At 59.8% G+C, this 14,527-nt stretch carries 13 protein-coding genes; 5 read left to right on the top strand and 8 right to left on the bottom strand.

Annotated features, from left to right (window positions below):
• Nucleotides 1-3 precede the first annotated feature (3 nt).
• On the bottom strand, nt 4-360 hold the full coding sequence (locus PMI32_RS19410) for a hypothetical protein (RefSeq protein WP_008027465.1): 357 nt from the start codon (nt 358-360) through the stop codon (nt 4-6).
• A 27-nt stretch (nt 361-387) separates the two neighbouring features.
• Between PMI32_RS19410 and PMI32_RS19415 the strand changes: the two genes are divergently transcribed.
• A complete protein-coding gene (locus PMI32_RS19415; protein WP_008027464.1) occupies nt 388-1,353 on the top strand; it encodes a CobW family GTP-binding protein in 966 nt (321 codons plus the stop codon).
• Here the strand turns inward: PMI32_RS19415 and PMI32_RS19420 are convergent.
• Nucleotides 1,350-1,763: a DUF3301 domain-containing protein gene (locus PMI32_RS19420; protein WP_008027461.1), complete on the bottom strand. Its 414-nt coding sequence runs from the start codon at nt 1,761-1,763 to the stop codon at nt 1,350-1,352. The genes PMI32_RS19415 and PMI32_RS19420 overlap by 4 nt on opposite strands.
• 120 nt (nt 1,764-1,883) lie before the next feature.
• Between PMI32_RS19420 and pdxY the strand changes: the two genes are divergently transcribed.
• Nucleotides 1,884-2,756 (top strand): pyridoxal kinase PdxY, encoded by an 873-nt coding sequence (gene pdxY / locus PMI32_RS19425; protein WP_008027459.1) that lies wholly within the window; start codon nt 1,884-1,886, stop codon nt 2,754-2,756.
• 134 nt (nt 2,757-2,890) lie between these two features.
• Here the strand turns inward: pdxY and PMI32_RS19430 are convergent, their stop codons facing one another.
• Nucleotides 2,891-3,373, bottom strand: coding sequence for an acyl-CoA thioesterase (locus PMI32_RS19430; RefSeq protein ID WP_008027457.1), 483 nt, complete (start codon nt 3,371-3,373; stop codon nt 2,891-2,893).
• Nucleotides 3,374-3,575: 202 nt separating this feature from the next.
• Here PMI32_RS19430 and PMI32_RS19435 point away from each other — a divergent pair, with 202 nt between their 5' ends.
• Nucleotides 3,576-5,339 carry a cation:proton antiporter gene (locus PMI32_RS19435; RefSeq protein ID WP_008027455.1) on the top strand — a complete coding sequence of 588 codons (1,764 nt, stop codon included), beginning with the start codon at nt 3,576-3,578 and terminating at the stop codon, nt 5,337-5,339.
• A 21-nt stretch (nt 5,340-5,360) separates the two neighbouring features.
• On the opposite strand, the gene PMI32_RS19440 is transcribed toward PMI32_RS19435, so the two are convergent.
• The 4 genes from PMI32_RS19440 to uvrD all read right to left on the bottom strand — a co-directional run bounded on the left by PMI32_RS19440 (nt 5,361) and on the right by uvrD (nt 9,736).
• A complete protein-coding gene (locus PMI32_RS19440; RefSeq protein WP_003187120.1) occupies nt 5,361-5,768 on the bottom strand; it encodes an SMI1/KNR4 family protein in 408 nt (135 codons plus the stop codon).
• Nucleotides 5,769-5,905: 137 nt separating this feature from the next.
• Nucleotides 5,906-6,778, bottom strand: coding sequence for a Tim44 domain-containing protein (locus PMI32_RS19445; protein WP_008027453.1), 873 nt, complete (start codon nt 6,776-6,778; stop codon nt 5,906-5,908).
• Between the two features lie 178 nt (nt 6,779-6,956).
• Nucleotides 6,957-7,397, bottom strand: a complete 441-nt coding sequence (locus PMI32_RS19450) for an EamA family transporter (RefSeq protein ID WP_007934436.1) — start codon at nt 7,395-7,397, stop codon at nt 6,957-6,959.
• A gap of 155 nt (nt 7,398-7,552) precedes the next feature.
• Nucleotides 7,553-9,736: a DNA helicase II gene (gene uvrD, locus PMI32_RS19455; RefSeq protein WP_008027451.1), complete on the bottom strand. Its 2,184-nt coding sequence runs from the start codon at nt 9,734-9,736 to the stop codon at nt 7,553-7,555.
• Nucleotides 9,737-9,994: 258 nt separating this feature from the next.
• Here uvrD and PMI32_RS19460 point away from each other — a divergent pair, with 258 nt between their 5' ends.
• Nucleotides 9,995-12,862 (top strand): EAL domain-containing protein, encoded by a 2,868-nt coding sequence (locus tag PMI32_RS19460; protein ID WP_008027449.1) that lies wholly within the window; start codon nt 9,995-9,997, stop codon nt 12,860-12,862.
• 59 nt (nt 12,863-12,921) lie between these two features.
• Here PMI32_RS19460 and PMI32_RS19465 read toward each other — a convergent pair whose 3' ends face one another.
• On the bottom strand, nt 12,922-13,236 hold the full coding sequence (locus PMI32_RS19465; RefSeq protein WP_008027448.1) for a hypothetical protein: 315 nt from the start codon (nt 13,234-13,236) through the stop codon (nt 12,922-12,924).
• Nucleotides 13,237-13,589: 353 nt separating this feature from the next.
• Between PMI32_RS19465 and hexR the strand changes: the two genes are divergently transcribed.
• The gene (gene hexR / locus PMI32_RS19470; protein ID WP_008027445.1) at nt 13,590-14,456 is read left to right on the top strand and encodes a transcriptional regulator HexR; all 867 of its coding nucleotides are present in this window, start codon (nt 13,590-13,592) and stop codon (nt 14,454-14,456) included.
• Nucleotides 14,457-14,527 lie beyond the last annotated feature (71 nt).

Raw genomic sequence — 14,527 nt, 5'->3', positions numbered from 1 at the left:
GAATCAAGGCTTGAGCCAGTTGCCCTGGCTCTGGCCTTCGCAAAACGGCTTCAGGTACGCCGCGTCAGTGGCCACGCCGTAATAGTGAATATCCTGCCGGTAAGGCATATTGGCGACTTGGGCATTGCTGCATACACCGAATGCACCGCCGGGGCATTGGTCGACGTATTGCACGTCGACTTTCTGGCCTGCAAGGTTGGGCTGGCAGAACCCGTCAGCGAAGAGCTTTTCCGGGATGTTGCGGTTCTGCTGGCAGACTTTCACGTCGAGTCGCTCAGCCGTGCTATGTACTACGCAAGCCTGGGCCAGCGCCTCGCCGCAAACCAGCGCCAGAAGCAACGTCCAGCCAATCAACCGCATCCTTTACCTCCTCAGAAAACACCGACCATGTTGCAGAACATTCCCACGCACGTCATTGCCGGCCCCTTGGGCGCAGGCAAGACCAGTTTGATCAAGCATCTGTTGGCGCAGCGGCCGGCGAACGAGCGCTGGGCGGTGCTGATCAACGAGTTCGGCCAGATCGGCCTCGACGCCGCGTTGCTGACCCGGGACGCCGATGGTATCGCACTGGGCGAAGTGGCCGGGGGTTGTTTGTGTTGCGTCAATGGTGCGCCGTTTCAGATCGGCCTCGGACGTTTGCTGCGCAAGGCGCGGCCGGATCGGTTGTTTATCGAGCCGTCCGGGCTAGGCCATCCGGCGCAGTTGCTCAGGCAACTGCAAGAGGCGCCGTGGTTGGGTGTGCTGGCCGTCCAGCCCAGCGTGCTGGTGCTGGACGCCCAAGCGCTGGCAGCCGGCAAACCGCTGCCTGTGACGCAGCAGGAGGCGTTGGGCAGCGCCGGGTTGCTGCTGCTGAACAAGTCGGAAAACCTCGACACGAGCGATCGTCAGCGAATCGTTGCGCAGTTGCCGGCGCGGCGCGTGTACTGGACGCAGCAGGCGCGGCTGCCACTGAGCGAGTTGCCCGGCCTGGAGGCGAAGGCTGTGGTGGGTGTGGATAACTTCATCCAACCCCAAGGAATGGCGCAGATGCCGGCCGTCTGGACCGATCCCGAGGTGCCGATTTGCTTGAGTCAGGAGCAGGAGGGGGGCTGGAGCATTGGCTGGCGCTGGCATCCGAGCCAGACGTTTGATTCGGAGCGCGTTGGCCGTTGGCTTGAAAGCCTTGCCTGGCGGCGGGCGAAGCTGGTTATCCACAGCAGCGACGGCTGGGTTTCAGCGAATGCCCTGGATAACTCGCCATTGGCGTGGCAGCCCTGCGAGTGGCGTCGGGATTCGCGGATCGAGCTGATCTTCAGTGAGCCGCAGGAGATTGATTCATTGCAGAGCGCACTGGCCGACTGTCGGTTGAATTAAGGACGCCATTTTGTGTGTTCTTGCCGCCACTGACTAAGCTCAATCACTTCAGCGCGAGGCTTCGCCACGTCGACCACCGGAGGCGTGTCGTCGAACGGCATCGGGTAGGGCGCCAGTTCGATCTGCGCGCTGTGGGCGCCGAACTGGGTGATGGTGCCGTTGTGGCGGGTTTCGCCAGTCACCGTGAATTCGAAGTTATACACGCGGGCCAAGCGTCGCCGCCCGTTGGCATCCTTGATGAAGGCGATTTTTTTCAGCGCCACGTTGCCGTCCAGCAACTCGATCCCGAGCTTGACGCAATGCAGCTTGACCCGCTCCAGCGCGCGCTCGCGCAAGCCATGGTTGTGCCACAGCCACGCGCCGCCAGTGGCGAGCAGCATCAGCACGAAGATATTTCCGAGGGTCAGCATCAACAGGGTGCTCCAACTAGATAGTGTCAGCTTAACTGCGTCGCCGGTCTGTCGTACAGGCTGCGTTTAGTCGCATACTGCGCGGCTTGAATTTCAATCGGTTTACGGAAAACTCACCGCATGAAACGTACGCCCCATCTGCTCGCCATTCAGTCCCACGTGGTGTTCGGCCACGCTGGCAACAGCGCCGCGGTTTTCCCGATGCAGCGGGTCGGGGTGAATGTCTGGCCGCTCAATACCGTGCAGTTCTCCAACCACACCCAATACGGGCAATGGGCGGGCGACGTGCTGGCACCGCAGCAGATTCCCGATTTGGTCGAAGGCATCGCAGCGATTGGCGAGTTGGGCAATTGCGATGCGGTGTTGTCCGGTTACCTCGGCAGTGCAGCCCAGGGCCGGGCGATCCTGACGGGCGTGGCGCGGATCAAGTCGATGAATCCCAAGGCACTGTATCTGTGCGACCCGGTGATGGGCCATCCAGAGAAGGGGTGCAGCGTGCCGGCCGAAGTCAGCGATTTTCTGCTGGAAGAAGCGGCAGCCATGGCGGACTTCATGTGCCCGAACCAACTTGAGCTGGACAGCTTCTCGGGCCGCAAGCCGCAGTCGCTGTTCGATTGCCTGGCCATGGCGAAAGCGTTGCTGGCACGCGGTCCGCAGGCGGTGCTGGTCAAGCATCTGGCCTATCCCGGCAAACCGGAGGATGTGTTCGAAATGTTGCTGGTGACGAGCGAAGGCAGCTGGCACCTGCGACGTCCAATGCTGGCGTTTCCGCGTCAGCCGGTGGGCGTTGGCGACCTGACGTCCGGCCTGTTTCTGGCGCGTGTGCTGCTGGGCGACAGCCTGGTGGCTGCGTTCGAATTTGCTGCGTCGGCGGTGCATGAAGTGCTGCTGGAGACCCAGGCGTGCGCCAGCTACGAGTTGGAGCTGGTGCGGGCGCAGGACCGTATTGCGCATCCGCGTGTGCGGTTTGAAGCGACCGCGATCAGCCTCTGAATTCGCGTCGGACCCATTCGCGAGCAAGCCCGCTCCCACACTTGTTCTTAGTCGTACACAAAATATGTGTCCACTAAAGATCAACTGTGGGAGCGGGCTTGCTCGCGAAAGCTATCTGAGGCTGATAACAGACCTCAGGCGTCGCCCTTGATCTCCTGATACCGCTTTTCCAGCTCCTGACGAATCTGCCGACGCTGCTGGGCCTGCATGTAGCGGCGTTTGTCTTCGCTGTTCTGTGGTTGCAGCGGCGGTACGGCGGCCGGTTTACGGTCGTCATCCACCGCGACCATGGTGAAGAAGCAGCTGTTGGTGTGGCGCACCGAGCGCTCGCGGATGTTTTCGGTCACCACCTTGATGCCGACCTCCATGGAGGTGTTGCCGGTGTAGTTGACCGACGCCAGGAAGGTCACCAGTTCGCCGACATGGATCGGCTCGCGAAAAATCACCTGATCCACCGACAGGGTCACCACGTAGCGGCCGGCATAGCGGCTGGCGCAGGCGTAGGCCACTTCGTCCAGGTACTTGAGCAAGGTGCCGCCGTGGACATTGCCAGAGAAGTTGGCCATGTCGGGAGTCATCAGTACCGTCATCGACAGCTGGGCGTTTCCGGGTTCCATAACGTTCTCACGGTTCAAGGCAGGTTTCGGAGGAGTGCACCTCTGCGGGTGCCTGTTCGGTTTTTTTCAAACCACAGTTATCGGGACGCCGGGCGGGTGATCGCCGTCACGCCGGATCGATCTGTTTCCATATATTGCACCGCCTTTCTGGCGGAAGTCGCGGTGTTAACCTCCGAAAGTCGACCTTAAGGAGCCCCACGCCATGCATGCCATCAGTTTTATTCAGGATCTGGCAGTGATCATGCTGGTCGCAGGCGTGGTGACCGTACTGTTTCACCGCCTCAAACAACCGGTCGTCCTCGGCTACATCGTCGCCGGGTTCATCATTGGCCCGCACACGCCACCCTTCGGCCTGATCCACGACGAAGAAACCATCAAGACCCTCGCCGAACTCGGGGTGATTTTCCTGATGTTCTGCCTGGGCCTGGAGTTCAGCCTGCGCAAACTGTTCAAGGTCGGCGCCACGGCGTTTATCGCGGCGTTCCTGGAAATCGTGCTGATGATCTGGATCGGCTACGAAATCGGCCGCTGGTTCGACTGGAACACCATGGACTCGCTGTTCCTCGGCGCGATCCTGGCCATCTCTTCGACCACCATCATCGTCAAGGCGCTCAATGACCTGAAGATGAAAAACGAGCGTTTTGCGCAGCTGATTTTCGGCGTACTGATCGTCGAGGACATTCTCGGCATCGGCATCATCGCCTTGCTGTCGAGTATCGCGGTCAGTGGCACGGTCAGTTCCGGCGAAGTGTTTTCCACGGTCGGCAAGCTCTCGCTGTTCATGATCGTCGCGCTGGTGATCGGGATTCTGCTGGTACCGCGCCTGCTGGCCTACGTGGCCAAATTCGAAAGCAACGAGATGCTGCTGATCACCGTGCTGGGCCTGTGTTTCGGCTTCTGCCTGTTGGTGGTCAAGCTCGAATACAGCATGGTGCTCGGCGCGTTCCTGATTGGCGCGATCATGGCCGAGTCTCGGCAATTGCTGAAGATCGAGCGACTGATCGAGCCGGTTCGCGATCTGTTCAGTGCGATCTTTTTCGTCGCCATCGGGCTGATGCTCGACCCGATGATCCTGCTGCAATACGCCTGGCCAATCGCAGTCATTACCGTCGCTGTGGTACTCGGCAAGATGCTGTCCTGTGGCCTCGGTGCCTTTATCGCCGGCAATGACGGACGCACCTCACTGCGCGTGGGGATGGGGCTTTCGCAGATTGGCGAATTTTCTTTCATCATCGCGGCACTGGGGATGACCCTGCAGGTCACCAGCAACTTCCTCTACCCGGTCGCCGTGGCGGTGTCGGTGATCACCACGCTGCTGACGCCGTATCTGATCCGCGCGGCTGATCCGCTGTCGATCAAACTGGCTGGCGTGATGCCGCAGCGGTTGGGCCGCGTATTGGGGATGTATGGCGAATGGCTGCGCAGCATCCAGCCTCAAGGCGAGGGCGCGCTATTGGCGTCGATGATCCGGAGGATTCTGTTGCAGGTGGGGGTCAATCTGGCGCTGGTGATTGCGATCTTTTTCTCGGGCGCTTTTTTTGCCGAGCGGATGTCGCCCTATTTGCAAGACTGGATCAGCGACCCAAGCTGGCAGAAGGCGTTGATCTGGGGTGGGGCATTACTGTTGTCGCTGCCGTTCCTGATCGCCGCCTATCGCAAGCTCAAGGCGCTGTCGATGTTGTTGGCGGAGATGGGCGTGAAACCGGAGATGGCCGGCCGTCACACGCAGCGAGTGCGTCGGGTGATCGCCGAGGTGATCCCGATCCTTTCGCTGTTGGTGATCTTCCTGCTGTTGGCAGCCTTGTCGGCCAGTATTCTGCCGACCAACAAGTTGCTGGTGTTAATTGTCGTGGTCGCTGCCGCCGTGGCGGCGCTGCTCTGGCGCTGGTTCATCCGCGTGCACACGCGGATGCAGGTGGCCTTGCTGGAAACCCTGGACAATCACAAGGAATCTTCGGGGCATTGACCACGCGGCGCGTCAGACGGCTCAGCTTTCCAGCCAGACGTCTCGCGCCCAGTGCCACACCGATTCCCAGGTTTCTTCGGCGATCAGCTCTTCTTCGGCTTGCCACAGCACTACAGTGCCGTCTTCTTCGACGCAGTAGTAGTCATCACCGTCCTGGCAGATAGGGATCAGGCTGCGATCGACACCGGCGTCCCAGGCGTTGGCGGCAACGTCCGGCAGGTAGGTGTGGGATTGCGGGTCGGTGACGGTCACCGGCTCCAGGCTGCCGTAGACCACGTCGCTGACGGTCAGCAAAAATTCTCTGAAAACAAATGGGATGTCGATGAACAGTTGTTCTTCGATTTCGACCAGCAGATCTTCGTCGGGCAGCTCCAAGGGGACCGGTACCGGTTCGTTGGCTTCACGCAGTTGTTCGATGATTTCTTCCACGTCCGGGATCCTCTTGCTTGTATGGCGCGGTTTAGTTGGGGCGGTTTATACAGTAGCTCGCTATAGATGCAACCGTGAAATAGAAAACCCCGGCCGAGGCCGGGGTTTTTGTTGCGACACATTTAACGCAGGTCGGTTCAGCCGTTCTGGCGGATACCGGCAACCAGCCAAGGCTGGTTTTCGCCCTGTGGACGTTCCATGTTCCAGCTTTCACTGAACACTTCGCCCTGGTCGAAACGCGAGGTTTTCGACACACCGCTGAAGGTCAGGGTGGCGATGGTCTTGTCGGCGCGATCATCGACGCCATCCAGTTGAACATTGAGGTTATCAATGTAGGTGGACTGGAAGCCCTCACCCAGATCGGCACGTTCGCGCTTGAGGAACTCAAGCAGCTGCGGGGTCACGAACTCGGCGATCTTGTCCATTTCGTTGGCGTCCCAGTGTTGCTGCAGGGACTGGAAGTGGTTGCGGGCCGCTTCAATGAAGTTCTTTTCATTGAACCAGGCTGGCGCGTTGATGACCGGACGGGCGGCAACCGGAGCGGCCGAACCACCGAAGATCGAACCCATTGCGCTTGGCTTCTGCTCGAACACTTCACGCTGCATCGGTGCGCCAGCCGGAGCCAGGTGCTCCTGTTGCTTGCGACGACGAGCGGCGATGAAACGGAAGACCAGGAAGGCAATGACGGCCATGATCAGGATGTCGAAGAACTGCATGCCCTCGAAGCCGCCGCCCATGAACATGGAAGCCAGCAGGCCACCGGCCGCGATACCGGCCAGAGGGCCGAGCCAGCGCGAAGCACCGCCGGCCTTGGTGGCAGCGCCAGCGGCACCGGCCGCGCCTGCAGTGGCAGCAGCGCCACCTGCAGCAGAAGAAGGAGCCATTTGGCTGGTCTGGTGAGTCGGCGCAGCGCCGGAGCTCTTGCCGCCACCAAAGCGCTTGGCGTTGGCGTCGAGGCTCATCGTCAGGCCGATGCACAACGCCATGGCGATGCTAAGAAAACGTTTCATAAAGGGAATTCCCATTTGTGGATGGCACGCGCGCCATGTTGCACAGCTGAAGTGTTACTGGCTAGCGGCAGAGTGTTTCGGGCTTTTGCCTGACAGGTCGTGTTCAGCTTCAGTCAGGGCAATAAGGCCTGTTAACTTCGGCCCGTAGGACGAGTGGATAGGTTCTGTAGGAAGGGGCCTAGCGTCGTAGCGCAAGCATGACCACACCGGCCGTGATCAGGCCGATTCCGCCCCATTGGCGCAGGTCGAGTTTTTCACCCAGCAAGATCACGCCGAGCACCGCCACCAGTACCACACTGAGTTTGTCCACCGGAGCGACCAGCGAGGCCGGCCCCAGTTTCAATGCGCGGAAGTAGCAGATCCACGAGGCGCCGGTGGCCAGTCCCGACAGCAGCAGGAACAGGTAGCTCCTGGCCGAGATCGATCCTAATGACTGATATTGGCCCGTGGCGTACAAAATCAAGGCCAGGCTGACCAACACCACCACAGTGCGCAGCAAAGTGGCGAAGTCGGAGTTGACGTTTTCGATACCAATTTTGGCAAAGATCGCGGTCATGGCGGCAAAGGCTGCCGACATCAGGGCCCAGAATGTCCAGGAAGAAAAGAAACCTGAGCCCATGATTTCGCCTTTTCAGATCAGCCCGTTGAGGTAGGTTCAACGTGAAACCCTGTGGGAGCGGGCTTGCTCGCGAAGAACGATAACGCGGTGTTTCTGACAAACCGCGGTGCTGCCTTCGCGAGCAAGCCCGCTCCCACATTGGACCTCTGTGGCCCTTAGATCGCTTCCAGTTTGGCGTAACCCAACATCAGCCACTTGCTGCCTTCGCTGAAGTTCACCTGCACCCGGGCCTGCGCGCCGGCACCTTCGAAGTTCAGGATCACGCCGTCGCCAAACACCGAATGCCGTACGGTCTGACCGAGGCTGAACCCGGTGTCGGGAATCTCGCTGCCGCCAAACAGGCTGCTGGAACTCTGCTGCTGGCCGCCGCCAAACGGGCGACTGACACTGTTGGACAGGCGCACTTCCTGAATCAGGCCTTTCGGCACTTCACGTACGAAACGCGACACCTTGTTGTAGGTTTCGCTGCCATACAGGCGTCGGGTTTCAGCATAGGTCATCACCAGGTTCTGCATCGCCCGGGTAATGCCGACGTAGGCCAAACGGCGCTCTTCCTCAAGACGACCCGGCTCTTCCAGGCTCATCTTGTGCGGGAACAGGCCTTCTTCCATGCCCACCAGGAACACGTAAGGGAATTCCAGGCCTTTGGCGCTGTGCAACGTCATCAGCTGAATGCTGTCTTCGTGCTCATCGGCCTGAGTGTCACCCGCCTCCAGCGACGCATGACCGAGGAACGCCGCCAGTGGGGTCAGGTCCTCGTCTTCTTCAGCGTTCTCGAAGTTGCGCGCTGCGCTGACCAGCTCCTCAAGGTTTTCTACCCGGGCCTGGCCTTTTTCGCCTTTTTCCGCTTCGTGATAGGCAATCAGTCCGGACTGCTCGATGACGGTCTGGGTCATCAGGTGCAGCGGCATTTCCATGCACTTGGCGGCGAGGTTCTCGATCAGCTCGATAAACGCGCCAAGCGCACCCGCTGCGCGACCGGTCAGGCCTTTATTGGCGACCAGCAGGCGCATGGCTTCCCACATCGACACATCACTGTGGCGCGCATGGTCGCGAATCGCTTCAACGGTTTTTTCGCCGATGCCGCGTGCCGGAACGTTGATCACCCGCTCCAGCGCCGCATCGTTGCCCCGGCCTTCCAGCAAGCGCAGGTAAGCCATGGCGTTCTTGATTTCAGCCCGCTCGAAGAAGCGCTGACCGCCATAGATGCGGTACGGGATGCGCTCGCGCAGCAAGGCTTCTTCCAAAACGCGGGATTGGGCGTTGGAGCGGTACAAAATCGCGATATCGCTGCGAGCCAAGCCGGTTTTCAGCGCGCTTTCGATGGTTTCCACCACGTAGCGCGCTTCATCGTGTTCGTTGAACGCCGCGTACAGATTGATCGCTTCGCCTTCGCCGCCGTCGGTCCACAGCTCTTTGCCCATGCGCCCAGTGTTGTTGGCGATCAGGGCGTTGGCTGCCTTGAGGATGCCGGCAGTGGAGCGGTAGTTCTGCTCCAGACGAATGGTCTCGGCGTCCGGGAAATCGTCGGAGTACTGATAGATGTTCTCGATTTTCGCGCCGCGCCAGCCGTAGATCGACTGATCGTCGTCGCCCACCACCATCAGGCTGTCGCCGCCCTTGGCCAACAGTCGCAGCCAGGCGTACTGCACGGCGTTGGTGTCCTGGAATTCGTCCACCAGAATGTGCCGGAAGCGCTTCTGATAGTGCGCCAGCAAACCCGGGTGATCGCGCCACAGGTCGAGGGCGCGCAGCAGCAATTCGGAGAAATCGATCACGCCAGCGCGCAGGCACGCGGCCTCGTAGGCCTCATAAATGCTGCGCATGGTCGCCAGGAACAGGTCGCCGCTGGCTTGAATGTGTTGCGGACGCAGACCTTCGTCTTTCTGCCCGTTGATGAACCACTGGGCCTGACGGGCCGGCCAGCGTTGCTCGTCCAGACCCAATTCGCGAATAACGCGTTTGACCAGGCGTTGCTGGTCGTCGCTGTCGAGAATCTGGAAGGTCTGGCTCAGGCCGGCTTCCTGCCAGTGCGCCCGCAGCAAGCGGTGCGCCAGGCCGTGGAAAGTGCCGACCCACATGCCGGCCGGGTTAATACCCATCAACTGCTCGATGCGATGACGCATCTCGGCAGCGGCCTTGTTGGTGAAGGTCACCGACAGGATTGAGTGGGGCGAGGCGTTTTCGACCTGGATCAACCAGGCGATACGGTGCACCAGCACTCGGGTTTTACCGGAACCAGCACCGGCCAGGACCAACTGACGACCCACGGAGGCAGCTACGGCCTGGCGTTGGGCATCGTTGAGGGAGTTCAGCAGAAGGGAGAGATCATCGCGCATCGGGGCATTCTAGGGGGCGGCGCCACACCGGGCAAACCCCGCTTTGCTTTAGCCGATGAAAGAAACGCGAAGGACGACCGGTCGGTCACTGGCTGCAGGCGTTGACGGGGCTCGCTTCCAGCGTTTTCAGGGGGTAAAAGGGCTCCGGGCTTTTGCAGAAATTATGATCTGGAGCAGTTTGGTAAGGGCATTGGCTTGTGTATGCTCCGTCCACGTTTCGGGCTCATGCTCATCATTATAAGAACAAGAACATTGCCTATGACCCTCAGCTCCGACCTGTCGGGCCCCACTGTGGAGCCCCGGGTTATCCGCAAACAGTACGCCATGGAAATGGCGGTCGAGCGCACGCGCCTGCTTTATCAAGGCTCGTTGCTGCCGACGCTGTTCATGCTGATCAATGGCCTGGTGTGTGCGGGACTGCTCTGGAGTCCGCAGCGCTACTTCCTGGTCAGCGTCTGGCTGGTGTGGCTGTTGTCGCTGGTGGCGCTGCGGGTGATTCAGGTCGCCGCTTTCGATTCGGCCATTCCCAATCGCCAGGCCCATCCGGTCTGGCGTCGCATGTTTTTGCTCGGTTCGGCCATGACCGGCCTGACCCTGGCCGGCGCCGGCATTGCCCTGGTGCCCGCCGACAATTTCATCCAGCAAGCCTGGGTGTTCGGCCTGATCGGCGCGGCAGCCCTCTCGGCCAGCGTCGCTTACGCCGTCAGCCTGCCAGCCTTCCTGTCCTTCACCTTGCCGTGCCTGTTACCGGCCATCGCCTATCTGTTCTGGGGCGGTGACGAGCAGGAGCAGGGCTGGGGCTGGTTCGGCCTGATTTTGCTGGGGGCGTTGAGCGTGGTCGCCTGGCAGGTCAATCGGCTGATTGATCGTGGGTTGTTGCGCCGCTTCCAGAATCAGGCATTGATCGAGCACTTGCAGCAGGCCCAGAGCCGTAGCGACCAGCTGAACCATGATCTTGCCAAAGAAATCGAACAGCGCCGTCGTGCCGAAGACGAGTTGCGAGAAATTCAGATTGGGCTGGAAAGCCGCGTCGCCCAGCGCAGCCTGGAGCTGGATGCTGCCAACCAGGCTCTGAGCAAAAGCGAGGCGCGCCTGGCGCTGGCCTTGAAGGCCAGTGAACTGGGGCTGTGGGACTGGAACCTGCAAACCGACGAAGTCCATCACACCCATATTCAAGAGTTGTTCGGCCTGGAGCCGGAATTCGTGACGGCCATGCTGCGTCACCTCAAGCCGCGCCTGCATCCCGAGGACTTGCCGTCGCTGAGGCGCGCACTGGTCGAGCATCTGAAGGGCCGCAGCGAGGACTATCAGATCGAATACCGCGTGCGCCATGGCGATGGTCATTGGGTCTGGATCGAGGACCGCGGTCGAGCGGTGGAGCGCAGTGACGGCGGTCGGGTGATCCGCATGGTCGGCACCCGCCGCGACATCAGCGCCAGCAAAAGTCTGGAAGCCCAGCAGCAACTGGCGGCGACGGTGTTCGAGGCCGCCAGCGAAGGCATCATGATTTTCGATCCGAATTACGCACTTATCGCGGTAAACCAGGCGTTCAGCCGCTTAACGGGCTACGACATCGACGACATGCTCGGGCGTAACGTCGTGGAGCTGCCGTGCAGTCGCGATGCCCGTCGCCACTACGGGGCGATTCATCAGGCGCTGGAGCAACACGGCAGTTGGCAGGGCGAGCTGGTGGAAACGCGCAAGAACGGCGAGCTGTATCCGCAATGGCTGCAATTGAACGCCGTGCGCGATACGCGGGGAAATGTCAGCCATATCGTCGGCTTCTTCGCCGATCTCTCGGCGCGGCGCGAATCCGAAGAGCGCATGCGCTACCTGACGCACTACGATGAACTGACTGGCCTGGCCAACCGTTCATTGTTCCGCGAAAGGTTGCGTGAAGCCCATCAGCGCGTGCGCCAGGGCGGGCGCAGTCTGGCGCTGTTGCACATCAACCTTGATCGCTTCAAGTTGCTCAACGACAGCCTTGGCCATGAAATCGCCGATCAGCTGTTGCAGAAAATGTCCCGGCGGCTGGTCAATGCTCTGCCGGAAGCAGACACCATCGCCCGATTGTCCGGCGATGAGTTCGCCGTGCTGTTCGACGCTTACGGCAACCTTTCGAGCCTGGCGCGGGTGGCGACTCGCCTGTCGGCCAAGCTGCGTTTGCCGGTGACGGTCGAGGGGCATGAGCTGGTGGTCAGCGCGTCCATGGGCATCAGCATGTTGCCGGACAACGCACGGGAAATCTCCGCGCTGGTGAGTCAGTCGAACATGGCCATGCAACACGCCAAACACTTGGGCGGCAACAATTTCCAGTTCTACACCGACAGTCTGCAAGCCAGCACGCTTGAGCGTTTGCAGCTGGAAAACCAGCTGCGTAAAGCCATCGAAGAAAAACAACTGAAAGTGTTTTACCAACCCAAGCTTTGCCTCGCCACAGGCCGGCTGAATGCCGCCGAGGCATTGGTGCGCTGGGATCACCCGACCATGGGCCGCGTGCCGCCGTCGGACTTCATCGGCCTGGCCGAGGAAACCGGGCTGATCGGCCCGATCGGCGAGTTCGTGTTGCGACAGGCGTGCTGGCAAGCCTGCGAATGGCAGCGTCAGGGGCTGGAACCGATTCGGGTGTCGGTCAATTTGTCGGTGCATCAATTGCGCCAGGGCAAGCTGGTCAGTCTGGTGCGTCAGGTATTGGAAGAAACCGGCCTGGCACCGCACTACCTCGAACTGGAGCTTACCGAAAGCCAGTTGCTGGACAGCGTTGAGCACATCATCGCGACGTTCCAGCAGCTGCGTGATCTTGGGGTGAAGCTGGCCATCGACGATTTCGGCACCGGCTATTCGTCCCTGAGCTACCTCAAGCGCATCCCGGTGGATTACGTGAAGATCGATCAGGCATTCATTCGCGGCCTGGGGGAGGGGAGCGTGGATGCGGCGATCACCCGGGCGATCATTGCGATGGCCCACGGGTTGTCGTTGAAGGTGGTGGCTGAAGGCGTGGAGCGGTCGGAGCAGCTTGAGTTTTTGCAGGCTGAGCGCTGCGATGAAGTGCAGGGGTATTTGATCAGTCGCCCGATAGAAGCGGGTGGGTTGGCGGACCTTCTGCGAGCGCAATCCGCCTACTGAAGGTGTGCCGCACAATCACACCTTCCCGCCACTAAAATGACGGGAAGGTGTTTATAAACTTAGTTTGTAATCAGAACTTTATCGATGTGGTGAATTTTTTCACCTTTATAGAAAATGCTCACGCCGGAAACATTGGAATTGCCCAGCGCTTTATATTCGACAACTTTGTCTGTTTCAACTTGCAGCGAAATTCCGTTGGAGTTTTCAAGAATCAACTCCAGTCGCAGATCAAAGGATTTATCCTGAAGATCGGTCAATACCAGCTTAGGGGTAATGCCTGTGTTTGCAACGGTTACGGTGCCGAAGGCGCGGAAAGAAGCGGCGCCAGGCATGCGGTCAATTTGTGCGGTCCAGTCTTTGGTTTTAATGCTCATAGTGTGTAACTCCTTTAATTAAGTTTGATTGCTTCCTGCACGATCAAGGTAACTAGGCGAAGTTGTTTTTGGAAGAGGGTTGTTATTTGTATTTGTAAGTTTGAGTGTTTTGTTTTTTTGCTCTTATAGCAACTAAGGCCCTGCTACTTTGAGTGAGTCGATCAGGGAGGGTTGTTAGCCTAAGGGTGTGCTTCGGTTGCGTTGCCGCTCTGATAATGAGTGCTACATGAAGCGCGCACGCCTGAAAACGAGGGATTCGGTTGCGCATTGAGCAGGCAAAAAGCCGATTCATGTAGTATAACTACAAGCTTGCTACATCCCCGGCGCCTGCCAATAACAAAGAGTCCAGCCCCTTGAATCTGCTGCAACACATCGCCCAGTCACGCCACCTGTTACGCAAGTCGGAGCTCAAGGTCGCCGACCACGTGCTGCTTGACCCGGCGGCGGTGATGCACAGCTCCATGGCCGACCTGGCCCACAGCGTGGGCATCAGCGAGCCGACCATCGTTCGGTTCTGCCGCGCCATCGGTTGTTCCGGGTTTCAGGATCTGAAACTGAAGCTGGCGCAAAGCCTGGCCGCCGGTGCGAGCTTCGGCCAGTTCGCGATCCATGAAGACGATTCGGTCGCCGACTACAGCCTGAAGATTTTCGACACCACACTGCACACCCTGATGGAGGTTCGCGAGAAGCTCGACCCGGTGGAGTTGCAGCGAGCGGTATCGCTGATGTCCCAGGCCCAGCGTGTCGAGTTTTATGGCTTTGGCGCCTCAGGTGCGGTGGCGGCGGATGCCCAGCACAAATTCTTCCGGTTGCTACTGACGGCGGCCGCGTATTCCGACCCGCACATGCAGGCGATGTCGGCGGTCACCTTGAAGCCGACTGACGTGGCGATCTGCATTTCCCAGTCCGGGCGTTCCAAGGATCTGTTGATTACCGCGAATCTGGTGCGTGAAAGCGGTGCCTCGTTGATCACCTTGTGCCCGAGCCAGACTCCGTTGGCCGAGCTGTCGACCGTCAACCTGGCCATCGACGTGCATGAAGACACCGAAATCTATACACCGCTGACCTCGCGCATCGCTCATTTGGTGGTGATCGACGTGTTGGCGATGGGCGTAGCCATGGCGCGCGGGCCGAGCCTGGTCAACCACCTCAAGAGCGTCAAGCGCAGCCTGCGCAGCTTGCGGTTGTCGCCCAAATCGGTGAAAGCCCTGGACGACTGATTCGTCTTGAGGGCGTCTTCGCGGGCAAGCCTCGCTCCTACGGGTATGTGTAATTTGTAGGAGCGAGGCTT

The organism is Pseudomonas sp. GM60 (genome assembly GCF_000282415.1).
In the GTDB taxonomy this organism is placed as follows: Bacteria; Pseudomonadota; Gammaproteobacteria; order Pseudomonadales; family Pseudomonadaceae; genus Aquipseudomonas; species Aquipseudomonas migulae.
Note: the sequence above shows the minus strand (reverse complement) of the source record. Positions and strands in the feature narration are given on the sequence as shown.

Excerpts from the sequence above, each read along its gene's own strand:
- PMI32_RS19410 (WP_008027465.1), bottom strand. The coding sequence starts at position 360 with ATGCGGTTGATTGGCTGGACGTTGCTTCTGGCGCTGGTTTGCGGCGAG.
- PMI32_RS19415 (WP_008027464.1), top strand. The coding sequence starts at position 388 with ATGTTGCAGAACATTCCCACGCACGTCATTGCCGGCCCCTTGGGCGCA.
- PMI32_RS19420 (WP_008027461.1), bottom strand. The coding sequence starts at position 1,763 with ATGCTGACCCTCGGAAATATCTTCGTGCTGATGCTGCTCGCCACTGGC.
- pdxY (WP_008027459.1), top strand. The coding sequence starts at position 1,884 with ATGAAACGTACGCCCCATCTGCTCGCCATTCAGTCCCACGTGGTGTTC.
- PMI32_RS19430 (WP_008027457.1), bottom strand. The coding sequence starts at position 3,373 with ATGGAACCCGGAAACGCCCAGCTGTCGATGACGGTACTGATGACTCCC.
- PMI32_RS19435 (WP_008027455.1), top strand. The coding sequence starts at position 3,576 with ATGCATGCCATCAGTTTTATTCAGGATCTGGCAGTGATCATGCTGGTC.
- PMI32_RS19445 (WP_008027453.1), bottom strand. The coding sequence starts at position 6,778 with ATGAAACGTTTTCTTAGCATCGCCATGGCGTTGTGCATCGGCCTGACG.
- PMI32_RS19450 (WP_007934436.1), bottom strand. The coding sequence starts at position 7,397 with ATGGGCTCAGGTTTCTTTTCTTCCTGGACATTCTGGGCCCTGATGTCG.
- uvrD (WP_008027451.1), bottom strand. The coding sequence starts at position 9,736 with ATGCGCGATGATCTCTCCCTTCTGCTGAACTCCCTCAACGATGCCCAA.
- PMI32_RS19460 (WP_008027449.1), top strand. The coding sequence starts at position 9,995 with ATGACCCTCAGCTCCGACCTGTCGGGCCCCACTGTGGAGCCCCGGGTT.
- PMI32_RS19465 (WP_008027448.1), bottom strand. The coding sequence starts at position 13,236 with ATGAGCATTAAAACCAAAGACTGGACCGCACAAATTGACCGCATGCCT.